The sequence below is a fragment of the Neobacillus rhizosphaerae genome, assembly GCF_937468385.1.
Classification (GTDB): Bacteria; Bacillota; Bacilli; order Bacillales; family Cytobacillaceae; genus Neobacillus; species Neobacillus rhizosphaerae.
In genome coordinates this window covers 50,482-65,976 of the sequence record NZ_CALBWS010000023.1, presented here as the reverse complement: position 1 = coordinate 65,976, position 15,495 = coordinate 50,482, and the positions used below count along the sequence as shown (strand labels likewise).

The window sequence follows — 15,495 nt, the reverse complement described above, 5'->3', positions numbered from 1 at the left end:
GAATGGCCTTATCTTATCGAAAATTACTTATTGTTTTGTTGTTTTGCAACGTTTGCTAATTCAGCAAATGCGTTTGCATCACTTACTGCTAATTCAGCAAGCATCTTGCGGTTTACTTCGATACCAGCAAGCTTTAAGCCGTGCATTAAACGGCTGTAAGAAAGACCGTTCATACGAGCTGCTGCATTGATACGAGTAATCCAAAGTTTGCGGAAGTCGCGTTTTTTCTGGCGACGGTCGCGGAATGCATACATTAAAGATTTCATAACCTGTTGGTTAGCAACTTTATATAATGTATGTTTTGAACCGTAATAACCTTTTGCTAATTTAAGAACTTTTTTACGACGCTTGCGCGTAACTGTACCGCCTTTTACACGTGGCATGTAATTTCCCTCCTATATAAATCGATCTGTCCGAGATTATTTTACGTAAGTTAATAATTGACGAATGCGTTTGAAATCGCCTTTTGAAACAAGACCTGCTTTGCGAAGCTTACGCTTAGCTTTTGTTGATTTGTTAGCGAATAAGTGGCTTGTATAAGCATGGTCACGCTTAAGTTGACCAGAACCAGTTTTCTTGAAACGCTTTGCAGCGCCGCGGTGAGTTTTCATTTTTGGCATTGTAATAGTCCTCCCTATATTACTTATCGTTTTTAGGTGCTAAAACTAGGAACATGCTTCGTCCATCCATTTTAGGATGTGATTCGATCGTTGCAACTTCCTTGCACGCTTCGGAAAAACGGTCTAACACACGTTGACCGATTTCTTTATGGGTAATCGCCCGGCCTTTGAAACGGATTGACGCTTTTACCTTGTCGCCTTTTTCCAAAAACTTAATGGCATTACGAAGCTTTGTATTAAAGTCATGTTCATCAATCGTTGGGCTTAGACGAACTTCTTTAGTAGTAATAATCTTTTGATTCTTACGAGCTTCTTTTTCTTTCTTTTGATTCTCGAATTTGAATTTGCCATAGTCCATAATCCGGGCTACCGGAGGCTTTGCATTTGGTGCAACAAGTACCAAATCAAGATTCACTCGTCCGGCAATCTCCAACGCTTCAAATTTGGTTTTAATCCCCAATTGTTCGCCGTTTTGATCAATTAAGCGAACTTCACGAGCGCGAATGCCCTCATTTAACAACATGTCTTTGCTAATAATTAGCCACCTCCAAAGTTTTATCACGAATACAACGTCCGGGTCAAGAAACATCTAATCTGACACCAAGTTGAATCGACAGGTAGTAAAAACTTTTTATTATTGCATTTCTTAAGGATGCAAACAAAAAAGTGTAGGTGTATACACCCACACTTTACAGAACATAAGTAATAAACAAAAAGTTCACGTAAAACCTGCCAACTGCTTAAATCGCGTCAATCAGGTGAGAAGCGGGTGCTTCTTCTTTTCCCAAAACAAGTATTCAATTTTACTTTAGTAACTATATCATAAGCAAAGATGTAATGTCAAACTTACTTTTCATGACAACGAAATTTATTTTATCAAGAAACAAAAAATTATTCAATAGAATTTTTTTATTTCTGTCAAACAAAAAGAGAGGACCCCCTCTCTTTTCAAAAAATTTATCCTTTTTTAACTTCAGCTTTTATGGAAGCGAGAAACTCGGCAAACGGCTTTGTTTCTGAGTTTTGCTCACCATATTTGCGAACGTTGACGGCCTGATCTTCAACCTCTTTATCGCCAACAACCAGCATATATGGAATTTTTTTCATTTGTGCTTCACGGATTTTATAGCCGATTTTTTCATCACGGCCATCCAATTCGACGCGGAAGCCTTCATTTTGCAGCTGCTCCTGAACTTGTTTTGCATAATCGTAATGCGCGCCAGGCGATACAGGAATGACTTGAACCTGCACTGGAGCCAACCATGTTGGGAATGCTCCTTTGTACTCTTCGATTAAGAAGGCGACAAACCGTTCCATTGTTGAAACTACACCACGGTGGATAACAACCGGACGATGTGGCTTGCCATCTTCGCCGACATAAGTTAAATCAAACCGCTCCGGCAACAAGAAATCCAATTGAACAGTAGATAAGGTTTCATCCTTCCCTAACGCAGTTCTAACTTGAACATCAAGCTTAGGGCCGTAGAAGGCAGCTTCTCCTTCTGCTTCATAATAATCAAGTCCAAGGTCATCCATCGCTTCCTTCAACATGCCCTGTGCTTTTTCCCACATCGCATCATCATCAAAATACTTTTCAGTATCCTGTGGGTCCCGGTAGGAAAGACGGAAGGAATAATCATTCAAATTAAAGTCTTTATATACAGCTAATATAAGGTTAACAACCCGTTTGAATTCATCTTTAATTTGGTCAGGTCGAACAAAGATATGAGCATCATTTAAAGTCATTCCACGAACACGCTGCAATCCGGATAATGCTCCTGACATTTCATAACGGTGCATCGTCCCTAATTCTGCAATCCGAATCGGAAGTTCACGATAACTGTGAATGCTATTTTTATACACCATCATATGATGCGGACAGTTCATTGGACGAAGAACTAATTGCTCGTTATCCATGTCCATTATCGGGAACATGTCTTCTTGATAGTGATCCCAGTGACCTGAAGTTTTATAAAGATCCACACTGCCCATTACAGGAGTATAAACATGGTCATAACCCAGGCGTACTTCTTTATCGACAATATAGCGCTCTACGATACGGCGGATAGTTGCCCCTTTAGGAAGCCATAACGGTAATCCTTGTCCAACTAATTGGGAAGTAGTGAAAAGGCTCAATTCTTTCCCAATTTTACGGTGATCACGCTCTTTCGCCTCTTCAAGCAATCGAAGGTGTTCAGCTAAATCCTCCTTCTTAAAGAAGGCTGTTCCATAAACACGTTGCAGCATTTTGTTTTTGCTATCTCCGCGCCAATAAGCACCAGCAATGCTTAACAATTTGAATTCTTTAATTTTTCCTGTCGAAGGAACATGGACACCGCGGCACAGGTCAACAAATTCACCTTGTTGGTAAAGTGTTACCGTTTCCTCATCAGGAATCACTTCAATGAGTTCAAGCTTAAATGGATCATCCATTTCTTTAAAAAGCTGAACTGCCTCATCCCTGCTTACTTCTTTACGGATAATTTCAAGGTTTTCATTGATGATTTTCGCCATTTCTTTTTCAATCTTCGGCAGGTCTTCAGGTGTTAATGATTCCTCAAGATCCATATCATAATAGAATCCACCTTCGATGACGGGTCCTACACCAAGATTTACACCAGGATACAGCCTTTTAATAGCTTGTGCCATTAGGTGCGCTGTACTGTGGCGCAAAACCTCTAAGGCATCACTTGAATCAGGTACAACGATTTCTACGGAACCGTCTTCTAGAATTGGACGGCGAAGATCAAACATTTGTCCGTTCCATTTACCGGCAATCGCTTTTTTCTTCAGGCCAGGGCTAATGGATGCGGCAATATCTTCCGTTGTTGTTCCTCTTGGAAACTCCTTTACTGCTCCATCAGGAAACGAAATCTTTACAACGTCTGACATAACAATTCCTCCTATTCATTTAAGCGCCATAAAAGGTGCGCTTTTAAAAAATAAAAAAACCCATCCCTGGAATAGGGACGAGTTTTGATTAACACGTGGTTCCACCCAATTTTTCATTTTCAATGCACATCACTGAAAATGACTTTGGTCCGGTAACGGTGGTAGCCGTCAACAATTACTTACCTCATCGAAAGAGGAAGTGTTCACTGTTGAAGTTTAAAGGTGGTAAGTATATTTTTCGTGTTAGGAGACTTTCAGCCGCGGCCCCCCTCTCTATAAACCGTAAAAAATACTGTTATCCTTATCATAACTGTTACTGTAATTTTTTATTATGTAGGTTATTATAATGATTTCAGTTTGAAAAAGCAAGGGACATATAACTAAATATTGCCATTACTTTACTTTATCCATGATTTTCTGAAGAATTATTATTCGCGACCCATTGTTTCATCTCACGGAGATCCTCAAACGTTTTAATGGTTACTCTTTCTTCGAAGATATTTTTGATTGTTCGAACAAGCGGTTCTTCAGGGTCTTTCGTATAAATAAAAATAGTGGTTGGCGCAAGCGATAAAAGCGGTGCAATTGAGACGGAATCAACGTAAACAGGATGATTAACTAGTAATTTACGGTCAATCATTCTTGTTAATTCACCACGTTTAATCTCAACTAAAAGTTCATTATAAAAAGTGATTCCTTCATCAAAAAGCAAATGAAGAATGTCCATTTTTGGCTCGCGATTCGTCAAAAAGTCTCTGAGCATTTGTACAAACATTTGATATTCCTGCTCCATTTTATATTCATCAATGGCAATTTCCACATAGGACTCCAACAGATGGAGGTAAGGACGCAAGCGGAATTTTAGAAAAGAGTCAAAGGAAAAGGAAACATTATCCTGAAAAATGTGATGGATTGCTGCCTTAATAAAACTTGTTTCATCGTTTGTTTCTTTTAAGAAAACAGCAAGATCCTCCCTTTTCCCTTCAAGAACAGAATAGATAATCTCCATAATTTGCTGTTGCTCTTCTACATCTTCATAATAATAATGGCTTGTTACTATTTCCCTGAACCATTCATCCCGTTTGATATTCGTGATAAAATCATAAAAGGCAGTTTTGACCAAACTAATCCTATTCATAGTTAAGCAGTCATCTAAAATTTTTACTATATGTCGATCTTCTAAAAGAAGAAAAGTTTCTTTGTGTCGATTATATGGTAAGTACTTCAGCAAGTGGTTATAAAATGTTTGTGCTTCCACTTTGCTTTGGAAGATGATTTCCGCCAACCAAATCCCCCCTTTGAGCAAATCTCTGTTTTAAATATATATGGGGGACTTGACCAAAATAGACGTTCACTAACACAGGCTTTTAACAAATACTAAAATAAATTATACAAAAAAAGGAACACTGACATTTTTCAGTGATCCTTCATAAATATTTCTCGATTTAATCCTTACCTACGATTTGGACCGTCTACTAGAACCGGTTCGCTCAGCGTTCGAATCCGCTCCATAATTCGCCTTGCCTTCATTTTTTCTTCTTCGCCGCGCTGGCTGTAGGTTAGATGATGCTCCAGCTCCCCAAAATTAAAGTTTGAGGTGAAAAATGTCGGCAAACTTTCAAGCATTCGGAACTGCAGGATTGGTCCCAGTACCTCATCCCTTGTCCAGCTTGATACGCCTTCAGCCCCAATATCATCAAGCATTAAAATCGGTTCTTTTTTCAGTGCTTCAATTTTTTCGTTTAAAGTAGAATCGGCGATTGAGCTTTTCATCTCTCTTAATAATTCAGGTACATAGACGATCATTGAGGAAATCTGTTTCTTCGCAAGTTCATTTGCAATTGCCCCTAGCAAATAGGATTTCCCTACACCGAATTTCCCATGGAGATATAGGCCCTTTGCCTTTTTACCTGTTTCATAATTCATTAAGAATGTCGCAGCTTTATCACCCGCATCCAGCCTTCCTGAGTCCCCATCAAAATCCTCAAAGGTAGCTTCAAGTATATCTCTCGGTACATAAAGACTTTTGATTAACTTTTCATTTTTCTTTTTTTCATCCATCATCATTTTTCTTGAGCAGCGTTTATAAACAACATCGATGGAGTTTCGGGTAACAACCAATTCAGGGTGATACCCTTTCATAAAGTTAATACATTTTTCAAGACTTTCGCAGCGGTCGCAATCCTTGCTTTGGTTTGTATATTCGTATAGTTTGCTCATACTTTTTTCAATCATATCTTGAGTAATCTCATTTTGATATTGAGCTAAAAATGCTTTAATATCCGGATGTTGAAGGACTTGTTGTCGCTGCTGCTCATAGCGTTTTTGAAAATTTTCATTAGAAGCTAGCCGCTGCATTGTTTTATTTATTTTCTCCACTAAATTGTCACCTCTACTTCCTGAATGCCTTTAATTTTTCTTTAATTGCCTGCTTTTTCGCCTCATCTGAGTTGTTTCCTTGAGAAGTATCTTTGTTCGCGTCTTCTGAGCTTTCATTAAACCAATCGGGAATTAGCTCTGTCCGAATTGGCTTTTTATTCGCTCCCTTTCCAGCCTTTTTGCTATCAGTCCGAATGCGATCCTCGTTCTTTGCGAGTTCCATCGCTTCCTTAACCGTTTTTACTTGCTTTCGTGCCCAATGACTAGCAGTTGTTTCGACAAATCCCTTTGTAAATTTCATATCCGTTTTTATCAAAACAACCTCAATCATTACATTTACAACACCTGGGGGAAGTTTATACTTAATCATAATTTCTTCCAAAGCTTTTAAATTGGAATTGGAAGGTTCTACTCCACCCGAAAGATCTTTAAATACGATTAGTGGTGGGGTCGTTTCATAATAACGAATTAATTTTTCTTCCTGTGTTTTTGGCTCGGTTACTTGAACTTGATGGGCAACCGGCTGTGTTCGATTAATAAGGCTCGGTAATTGGTCATAATTGACAAATTGATACCAATCACGAGCTCCTTTTCTTAAGTCCTCAATATCAATTTCATCATTCGGATTAATGGCACCTAAGATGAAATTTTTCATTTCAATTGGATTGATATTATAAAGAAACGCAAGATTACTAATAACATTTTTCACCTTTGGTGTCAGTGCTCTTTGGGGGACAAGCGATTCATTCAGACCCGCTGCTAACAAATTAAAATCAAACGTATTGATATCAACTTGGAGTGGATTTGTTTCATTTCGGCCAATTAATTGTTGATTTTCGTCCGCTTCAACATCTGCGGATACGTCCTGAAAGTATTGAAGACTCTCTGGTGCGGCCGAGGCAAACACATCTTGAAAAGCAGCCGTAACCTCATGATACTCATTTTCCTTTGGTTTTTGCTTGTCAGTAAAAAAACGTTTAAGCCGGGCAAAATGATTTTTTCCTATTTTTCGATAAAGATAAATATTTAGCATCCCATCCAAAAAAAATTGCTCAGGATTTAACGGAGGATGCAGTTCGTAAATAAAGGACCTTTCCTCTTCATTCGTTTTGACATAGACCTTTAATAAACCAATGCCCTCTAGCTTTAATCTTGCTTCGTAAATATCCTTTAAATTCATTTCTAACAGATTCATTAAAAGATGGTGGGTGGAAGATTCAGACCAAAGTCGATTTTCCTCGAGTTCTGCCCAAAGAGTCATATACAAACTATAGCATGTGGATCCAATCAAAGGCTGATATAAAAACGTCAGCACTTTTCGGTCATACTCATGCAAGAGCCCATTAGAAGCTACATTATAACGGTCGATAGGAAGAATTTCCTGCCAATGCTGCGCCATATCATTCCAACTTTCCCCTATTAGTTAGATTACTGTCTAGCTCCAGTGCCCAGCGGCTAGTGTACTTCGAGCTCCTAGTTAAAAAAAGCTAAAGACCTCTTTAGCTCCTTAGGATTTTTCTCTTTTGATTAATTCTTTTAATTCATCAATAAAGACATTTATATCTTTAAATTGGCGGTAAACAGAGGCAAATCTTACGTAGGCAACTTCATCGACATGGGCCAACCTGTCCATCACCATTTCGCCAACCGCTCCACTTTTAATTTCAGAAATTCCCTGACTGCGAAGGTCCTTTTCAACACCATGCGTGATATCTTCTAATTCCTTTAGAGCAACAGGCCGCTTCTCACATGCCTTAATCAAGCCTCGCAAAATTTTCTCACGGCTGAACTCTTCCCTCGTACCTTCCTTTTTTACTACGATTAAAGGTATCTCTTCGATTTTTTCAAAGGTTGTAAATCGATATCCGCATTCTTCGCATTCCCGTCTTCTTCTTGTTGCACGTCCTTCATCAACAGGTCGAGAGTCAAGCACGCGTGTACCATAATTTTGACATGAAGGGCATTTCATTATTTATCAACTCCAAATCTACACAATCAATCCCGAACAAATTCCTACTTTTATCTTATAAAAAAGAGTATCTGTATACAAGTAAAAGTGTTATGAGTTTTTTCCTGTTCCTAATAAGGTATGTACTTGATTAATTCGTTGGTAATATGAGTTAATCCGTTTTTTTAAATCAGGATAGGTGCCGAAAAGTGAAAATCTCTCAGATGAAATATTAAAGTCCACGGCGGTTTCCATCGGCCTTACAGACACAATGGTAACAATCAAGAAACAGGAAAACGGTTTACTGACTTCGACAGCAATCTCCCCATGCTCCTTGGACACTGTCGTCACCCGGCAATCGGCATCCTCATGAAATATCTTATCAACCGCTGCAAACAATTGATTAAACGTTGCCTTATAGTAATGAGTCTTCAGTGCATCCTCGGTGTGGTGATCAGAAGTTTCGATTTGCTTCTTAAAACGAGTAAATAAATTTATTAAAATAGCCATACAACCACTCCGTTCATCTTCGCTTTATTCTAGTTTACAACATTTTCTGTAAAAATATAAAAAGAGGTGTACAATTACATACACCTCTTTGCTTTAATTTTTATAAAGAATTACAGTACCTTTGCCTGTTTTACATTTACAGGACCCATACCACGCGGAATTTCAATATTTTCACGTGTTTCGGCATTTAACGCTTCAGCAATATAGTCAGCAGCAACATTCGGATTTAAATCTCCACATGTGTACACATCAATGCTTGCATATCCATGTTCCGGAAAGCTGTGAATTGTAAGGTGCGATTCAGATATAATGACCACTCCGCTTACACCATGTGGAGCAAATTTATGAAATGCTACCTCACGGATTTCTGCACCTGATTTAAGAGCAGCTTCGACAAAAGTTCTTTCAATAAAGTCCATATCATTTAATTTTTCAAAGTCGCATCCCCAAAGCTCGGCGATGACGTGACGTCCCATTGTTTCCATATTTAATTCCCCCTTAAGCTTTTTGTGATCCCTCTTAAAATCCTGTTATTGACGGTATCTTTGAACTACCACGGGGGAAAGTTAGTCCAAAGAGGTCCTAACCCTTTAAGTAGCTAATTGATACCTAATTTCAAGAAGTTCACGATGACTAGTATACTTTGTTTATATTTATTTTGCAACCTATCAAAACAAAAATTATTATTAAAAAAGGCTGAAGCATTATAATAAAAAAACATTAATTTACACAGCTATTTTATGCAAAATTGTCCTAAATGGTACAAAAAACAAACCTGAGTTTCAATTTCCTACCCCATTATAGAAAATAAATCAGATATGAGTAGTACAATAACATAATAATGCGGTGAGAAAAGCTGAGCTTCACCTAATTCAAAGTGTTTTTAACTTACACTAGATAAGCTGATCATTTTTGCGCCGCTCTGCCCCTTTTCCAAACAAAAAAGCTGTCAATCGACAGCTTTTTTGTTTTCTAGATTTTATCTTTTGGAGCTTAATCTTGCTTTTTTAAGTTATCCAACCTTCATCTGTGACGATTTTGCAATTTTCTCTGCCACATTTAAAGTTAGATCAACAACACGTGAGGAATAGCCCCACTCGTTATCGTACCAAGCTAAAACCTTTACCTTCCTGGTTCCCATCACCATTGTCGAAAGACCATCTATAATGGCAGAATGTTCGTTTGTATTAAAATCTACTGACACAAGAGGTTCCATGGTGAAATCCAAAATACCTTTTAAACGACCATTTGCAGCCTCAATAAATGCTTGATTGATTTCATCAACCGTCACATCGTGGTTAAGGTCGACAACTAAATCAACCAGTGAAACGTTTGGTGTAGGAACACGAAGTGACATTCCGTGCAATTTCCCCTTTAACTTCGGTAAAACAAGTGATAACGCTTTCGCAGCCCCTGTTGTTGTAGGAATGATGGATTGTCCACATGCCCGGGCCCGACGTAAATCTTTATGTGGATTGTCGATATTTTTTTGGTCATTTGTATAGGCATGAATAGTTGTCATTAAACCGCTTTCAATACCAAACTTTTCGTCTAACACCTTTGCTACCGGTGCAAGACAGTTTGTGGTACAGGATGCATTGGAAATAATATCGTGCTCAGTAATATCGAGCATATCTTCATTAACACCCATCACAATGGTAACATCCTCGTTTTTTCCCGGAGCTGTCAAGATTACTTTTTTGGCTCCTGCTTCTAAATGAAGTGCGGCTTTTTCCCTGGAATTAAACTTTCCGGTAGCTTCAATAACGATATCAACACCAAGTTCTCTCCATGGAAGTTCTTCGGGATTTCGCTTACTTAATAGCTTGATTCTTTTTCCATTAACGATTAACTCATTATCTAAAGGAATTATATCTCCCTGAAAAGGTCCATGGTTTGTATCATATTTAAGTAAATGAGCTAATGTTTCTGCCGGATAGCTCGCATTGATCGCAACAATCTCAAACTTTTTTTCAAGGATGGCTTTTCTAAAAACCATTCTCCCGATTCTCCCAAAACCATTTATTGCAATTCTCGCCTTCATTTTACGGCCCCTTCCGCATTAATGTTATACTTATGACTTGTTTTATCGTAATTAGTATAACATATTTAGGTTTAATTGTGATGAATAAAAGGCGGATTTTTTTATGTTTTATAATTCAGATAACTTATTAACAAAAAAAAGAGAAGGTTGGCCCCTTCTCACATTCATTTCTGATTGATTCCCCATCGATTTAATATATCAATGAGTTGCTTTTTGGTATCCATGACTGATCCATTATTGTCAATGACCTCATCTGCCAACTTTACTTTTTCCGACAAAGGCATTTGAGAGCGAATCCTTGCCTCAGCATCAACTGTAGTTAGATTATTTCTCTCTATTAATCTTTGCAATTGCGTTTCATTGTCCACATAAACAAGTATGGTTTTATCCACCATATTGGTTAGCTTACTTTCAAATAATAATGGGATATCCAGAACAATGACTTTTTCCTTGTTCAGTTTGGCGACTTCAATTTGTTTGTTCATCCTCCTTCTTACTTCTGGATGGACAATATCGTTTAAGAGCTTTCTTCTCTCAGAATGGTGAAAAATGATGGAACCAAGTTTTTGTCTATCGATTTCTTCATCCTCCAATAAAATCTCCTTACCAAATTCAGCGATGATTTTAAGGTAGGCTGGTTCTCCTTTTTCTACCGCTAGGCGTGATTCCACATCTGCATCGATAATTGAGATATCCATTTCCTTTAACATATTGGATACCGTACTTTTTCCACTGGCAATTCCGCCTGTTAAACCAATAACTAGTGCCATGTTCAAGTCCTTCCTAATAATTTCAGAATATATCTTTGAACGTTGATAATTGCCTAGCTTCAGCACCACATTTCAGACACTTACACTTTTCTTATTCATAATTTCCAAATCCCTATCATAATTAATAGGACCCCTGGCAAAAACGTAAACTTTTGAATCCATTCAAACCGATGAAAAAAAGTTCCGCTTTTTATTCCTAAAAGAACAAATAGTGAACTCATGATCGCAACGGTAATGGCTAAATAGAAGGGGGAGAAGCCAAGCATTGCAGCCCCAATCCCTGCTCCAAAAGAGTCTAAAGACAGCGCAAGGCCTAGCATCAACGCTTCAATTCCTGTAATCGTACCGGATTGGTCAAAATCAGCAGACATAGGCTTTTTCAAGATATTAATCGCTAATCCAAGGGAGCGTATTTCAAAATTCACAATGGTCTTTTCTTGTTTTAAGTTTTCTTTTTCTTTCTCTGGCCGGAAATATTGATACATAACCCCGGCCCCAAGAGCTATCAGAATGACTCCTCCAAGGCTTGCCGTGATGCTCGGTGATAAAACTTTTTCGAGAACATGCCCAATTGACACGGCAATCATTAAAGAAACAGCCGAGCATGTTGCAATAATAAGAACTGACTTACTCGGCATTACCATTTTCCTCAGACCATAAGTAAATCCTACGCTAAAGCTATCAAGACTGAGGGCAAAAGCTAAAATGAAAAGTGAGAACAACTGAACCATGCTGTCTAGGACTCCTTCCTCCAAAATCACTAAGATAGTATATGGAAGAAGCCCATCCAAGGTTAATGTTATTCCATTTTATCGATTCTCCACTCTCTACATCCTTTTATAACTTCTGGCAGATTGGACAATAGTGAGTACCTCTACCTCCCACTTTTGTTTTTTCAAGTGGTGTACCACATCTTTTACACTCTTCTCCCTCACGTCCATATGCATATAACTCAAGCTGAAACATGCCTATTTCACCTTGAGAGTTAACATAGGAGCGAATTGTACTACCGCCTTTATTGACCGCTTCACTTAGAGTAGTAACAATTTCACGGTGGAGAATGACAATTTCAGTTTCATTTAGAGTATTAGCAAGACGTTCGGGGTGGATTCCTGCCCGAAAAAGCGCCTCATCGACATATATGTTTCCTAGCCCGACAAATAATTTTTGATCTAATAATGCCGGCTTAACTTTCCTGTTTGTTTTTTTTAGCTTCATAGCCAAATACTTTTCGGTAAATTCCTCTGAAAAAGGCTCTGGACCAAGGTCAATTAGTGGTGGTTTTAGAAATTCTTCCCCTTTTTTAAATAAATGCATCGTTCCAAATTTACGAACGTCCCGGTACCTTAATTCTGTTTCATCGGTAAAGTGAAAAAGCACATGGGTATGTTTATCAAAGGGCTCATGCTTAGGATAAAGCCCATATTTCCCTTCCATTCGTAAGTGAGATACTAATGCATAATGATTAGTATAGATTAGTAAAAATTTCCCTCTCCGACCGACATCAACAATCGTCTCTCCTTTTAAGGCATCAATAAATTGTTCTACTTCTAAAGGATGTTTGATGATTTTTGGCCAGTAGACGGTAATAGTATCAATTGTTTTATTGAGAACTAAATGTTTTAATGTTTTCCGTACGGTTTCTACCTCAGGCAGTTCTGGCATTCAAATCCTCCCTTTTTATTTCGCGTCAAACCATGTTGGCCCGTAAGCGTAATCCACCTTCAACGGTACCTTCAATTCAAGGGCATTCTCCATCACTAAAGGAACTAAACTTTTTAGAATTTCTACTTCATCCTCTGGTGCTTCAAAAATCAATTCATCGTGCACTTGGAGTAAAAGCCTGGTTTTTAAGCGTTTATCTTTTAATGCCTCATCCATATCAATCATCGCTTTTTTGATTATATCCGCGGCACTTCCTTGAATTGGGGTGTTCATCGCTGTTCTTTCGGCAAAGCTTCTGATATTAAAATTACGGGCGGTAATTTCAGGAAGATATCGTCTTCTTTGCATTAATGTGGTCACAAACCCTTTTTGTCTGGCTGAGTGAATGATGTCATCCATATATTCCTTTACGCCAGGATAGGTATCAAGGTACCGCTCAATAAATTGACCAGCTTCTTTCCGTGAGATTCCCAAGGATTGGGAAAGACCATAATCACTAATTCCATAGACGATTCCAAAGTTTACCGCCTTTGCCTGACGTCTCATATTTGAGGTTACCTCATCCATTTCGACATGAAATACCTCCATGGCTGTTTTCGTATGAATATCCATATCTTCTTTAAAAGCTTGAATCAGCTTTTCATCTCCAGCAATGTCCGCAAGAACGCGAAGTTCAATCTGCGAATAGTCTGCTGCAAAAATGACCCACCCCTTTTCTGATGGGACAAAGGCCTGACGAATCTTACGTCCTTCCTCAAGACGGATTGGGATGTTTTGCAGATTTGGATCAATCGAGCTTAGTCTGCCTGTTGCTGTTAAGGTTTGCTGGTATCTTGTATGGACCTTATCCGTTTTTGGATTGATCACTTTAAGCAAACCCTCAATATAGGTAGACTGGAGCTTACCTAGCTGTCGATAAAGGAGAATATGCTCAATGATTTCATGATCATCTGCTAATTTTTCTAAAACATCAGCTGACGTCGAATGACCCGTTTTCGTTTTCTTAAACGAATGCAGGCCCAGCTTTTCAAATAAGATAACTCCGAGTTGTTTAGGTGAGTTGATATTAAATTTCTCACCAGCCAATTCACAAACTTTCTCTTCAATTTCGATTAATCGCTCATTTAGCTCTTTTCCCATCATCTGGAGACGGTCTCGTTCTACTTTAATGCCGCATGATTCCATATCGGCTAAAATAAGTGATAACGGCATTTCAAGATCCGTAAATAATTCATATTGTTCATTATTTCTTAATTCATCTTCTAGTTTTCCTTTTAAATCAGACATTGCAAGGCCTTTCCGAATCAGGTGCTCAGCAAGCTTCGTCGCTTCGGGAACCCTTCGTTTCGCTCCTTTTCCATAAAACGATTCATCCGACTGGATATTATGGATATCGTATCTTTTCGATATCGCGGCGAGATCTTCAATATTTTCTGAAGGATTTATGATATAGGAAGCCATCAATATATCAAAATTGGCTCCTTTTAAATGGATGCCATATCTTCTTAGGGAAACCTCCGAACGCTTGGCATCATAAACTGTTTTCTTTTTCCCTTCATCTTCTGCCCATTTTTTAAAAACATCCGATTGCAACGCTTGCTCGGTTGGCAAGTAGAAATGTCCTTTTTCATTTACAACCGAGAAACCAATAATATCAGCATAATGGTAGTTATCATCAAGCATTTCCACATAAAAATAATTGTTGTCCGCAAAAATCTCTTTCGTTATTTCAGATGGGATGATAAAGTCAACGTCCTCAAGAACTGGCTCATCCGTGACAGTTGGATCTTCGCCTAATTTGTCCAATAACGAATGAAAGCCTAACTCTTTAAATAAGCCCACTAATTTTTCTCGCGTAAAACCTTCATAAGCAATAGCTTCTATATCCACTTCCACAGGAGCTTGCCTTTCAATCGTGGCAAATTCTTTGCTCATTAATGCTTGGTCTTTAAATTCCTCCAGCTTTTCCTTAAGTTTATTTCCAGTTACGTTATCAATGGAGTTCAACAAATTTTCCAGCGTTGCAAACTCTTTAAGCAGCTTTATTGCTGTCTTTTCACCAACTCCTGGAACACCAGGGATATTATCGGAAGTATCACCCATTAAGCCCTTCATATCGATAATTTGCTCTGGGGTAAGGCCATATTTTTCCGCAACATGCTCTGGGGTATATTCTTCAATATCGGTAATCCCTTTTCGAGTGATTCCTACGGTTGTAGCGGGAGAAGCAAGCTGGGTTAAATCCTTGTCCCCAGAAATAACTTTTACCTCATAACCATCTTTTTCAGCGTTTAAAGAAAGTGTACCGATAATGTCATCTGCCTCGTAATTTTCAAGCTCATATCTTGATATTCCGTAGGCATCTAATAGTTCACGAATAAATGGAAATTGCTCTGATAATTCCGGCGGAGTTTTCTGTCTTCCACCTTTATATTCCCCAAAAGTTTTATGACGGAAGGTTGTTTTTCCAGCATCAAATGCTACAAGTATATGCGTCGGTTTTTCATCTTCCAAAATTCTCATCAGCATCATAGTAAAGCCGTATACAGCATTCGTATGTATTCCTTTATCATTATTCAGCAGGGGTAACGCAAAAAAAGCACGGTAGGCAATGCTATTACCGTCAATCAGTACAAGCTTTTTCTTATCCACCTATTTCACCCTTCC

15 protein-coding genes and 2 other annotated features are annotated in these 15,495 nt (G+C 38.4%); all 15 genes read right to left on the bottom strand.

The genetic code is table 11. The annotated features are described in order from the left end of the window. Positions 1-23: 23 nt before the first annotated feature. Entirely contained in the window at positions 24-383 is a 360-nt protein-coding gene (gene rplT / locus M5A78_RS16545; protein WP_007087364.1) for a 50S ribosomal protein L20, read from the bottom strand. Between the two features lie 36 nt (positions 384-419). Continuing rightward, a complete protein-coding gene (gene rpmI, locus M5A78_RS16540) occupies positions 420-620 on the bottom strand; it encodes a 50S ribosomal protein L35 (RefSeq protein ID WP_248736384.1) in 201 nt (66 codons plus the stop codon). A gap of 19 nt (positions 621-639) precedes the next feature. Then, positions 640-1,143, bottom strand: a complete 504-nt coding sequence (infC, locus tag M5A78_RS16535; protein WP_141561135.1) for a translation initiation factor IF-3 — start codon at positions 1,141-1,143, stop codon at positions 640-642. Between the two features lie 131 nt (positions 1,144-1,274). Continuing rightward, positions 1,275-1,407: a sequence feature (ribosomal protein L20 leader region), on the bottom strand. Between the two features lie 170 nt (positions 1,408-1,577). Beyond that, the gene (gene thrS, locus M5A78_RS16530) at positions 1,578-3,512 is read right to left on the bottom strand and encodes a threonine--tRNA ligase (RefSeq protein WP_248736383.1); all 1,935 of its coding nucleotides are present in this window, start codon (positions 3,510-3,512) and stop codon (positions 1,578-1,580) included. Between the two features lie 70 nt (positions 3,513-3,582). After that, positions 3,583-3,829: a binding site (T-box leader), on the bottom strand. A gap of 86 nt (positions 3,830-3,915) precedes the next feature. After that, on the bottom strand, positions 3,916-4,797 hold the full coding sequence (gene ytxC / locus M5A78_RS16525) for a putative sporulation protein YtxC (RefSeq protein WP_248736382.1): 882 nt from the start codon (positions 4,795-4,797) through the stop codon (positions 3,916-3,918). Between the two features lie 167 nt (positions 4,798-4,964). After that, positions 4,965-5,891 carry a primosomal protein DnaI gene (dnaI, locus tag M5A78_RS16520; RefSeq protein WP_248736381.1) on the bottom strand — a complete coding sequence of 309 codons (927 nt, stop codon included), beginning with the start codon at positions 5,889-5,891 and terminating at the stop codon, positions 4,965-4,967. A gap of 13 nt (positions 5,892-5,904) precedes the next feature. After that, on the bottom strand, positions 5,905-7,290 hold the full coding sequence (locus tag M5A78_RS16515; RefSeq protein ID WP_248736380.1) for a replication initiation and membrane attachment family protein: 1,386 nt from the start codon (positions 7,288-7,290) through the stop codon (positions 5,905-5,907). A gap of 108 nt (positions 7,291-7,398) precedes the next feature. After that, positions 7,399-7,860: a transcriptional regulator NrdR gene (gene nrdR / locus M5A78_RS16510; RefSeq protein ID WP_248736379.1), complete on the bottom strand. Its 462-nt coding sequence runs from the start codon at positions 7,858-7,860 to the stop codon at positions 7,399-7,401. Positions 7,861-7,950: 90 nt separating this feature from the next. Beyond that, positions 7,951-8,349 carry a hypothetical protein gene (locus tag M5A78_RS16505; RefSeq protein WP_248736378.1) on the bottom strand — a complete coding sequence of 133 codons (399 nt, stop codon included), beginning with the start codon at positions 8,347-8,349 and terminating at the stop codon, positions 7,951-7,953. A 110-nt stretch (positions 8,350-8,459) separates the two neighbouring features. Next, a complete protein-coding gene (gene speD / locus M5A78_RS16500; protein WP_248736377.1) occupies positions 8,460-8,834 on the bottom strand; it encodes an adenosylmethionine decarboxylase in 375 nt (124 codons plus the stop codon). 527 nt (positions 8,835-9,361) lie between these two features. Next, positions 9,362-10,393 carry a glyceraldehyde-3-phosphate dehydrogenase gene (locus M5A78_RS16495; RefSeq protein ID WP_248736376.1) on the bottom strand — a complete coding sequence of 344 codons (1,032 nt, stop codon included), beginning with the start codon at positions 10,391-10,393 and terminating at the stop codon, positions 9,362-9,364. 164 nt (positions 10,394-10,557) lie between these two features. Further along, on the bottom strand, positions 10,558-11,163 hold the full coding sequence (gene coaE / locus M5A78_RS16490) for a dephospho-CoA kinase (RefSeq protein ID WP_248736375.1): 606 nt from the start codon (positions 11,161-11,163) through the stop codon (positions 10,558-10,560). A 95-nt stretch (positions 11,164-11,258) separates the two neighbouring features. Next, positions 11,259-11,894, bottom strand: coding sequence for a sporulation membrane protein YtaF (ytaF, locus tag M5A78_RS16485; RefSeq protein WP_248736374.1), 636 nt, complete (start codon positions 11,892-11,894; stop codon positions 11,259-11,261). A 106-nt stretch (positions 11,895-12,000) separates the two neighbouring features. Further along, positions 12,001-12,828 (bottom strand): DNA-formamidopyrimidine glycosylase, encoded by an 828-nt coding sequence (gene mutM, locus M5A78_RS16480; RefSeq protein ID WP_248736373.1) that lies wholly within the window; start codon positions 12,826-12,828, stop codon positions 12,001-12,003. A 15-nt stretch (positions 12,829-12,843) separates the two neighbouring features. After that, positions 12,844-15,480: a DNA polymerase I gene (polA, locus tag M5A78_RS16475; protein WP_248736372.1), complete on the bottom strand. Its 2,637-nt coding sequence runs from the start codon at positions 15,478-15,480 to the stop codon at positions 12,844-12,846. Between the last annotated feature and the right edge of the window lie 15 nt (positions 15,481-15,495).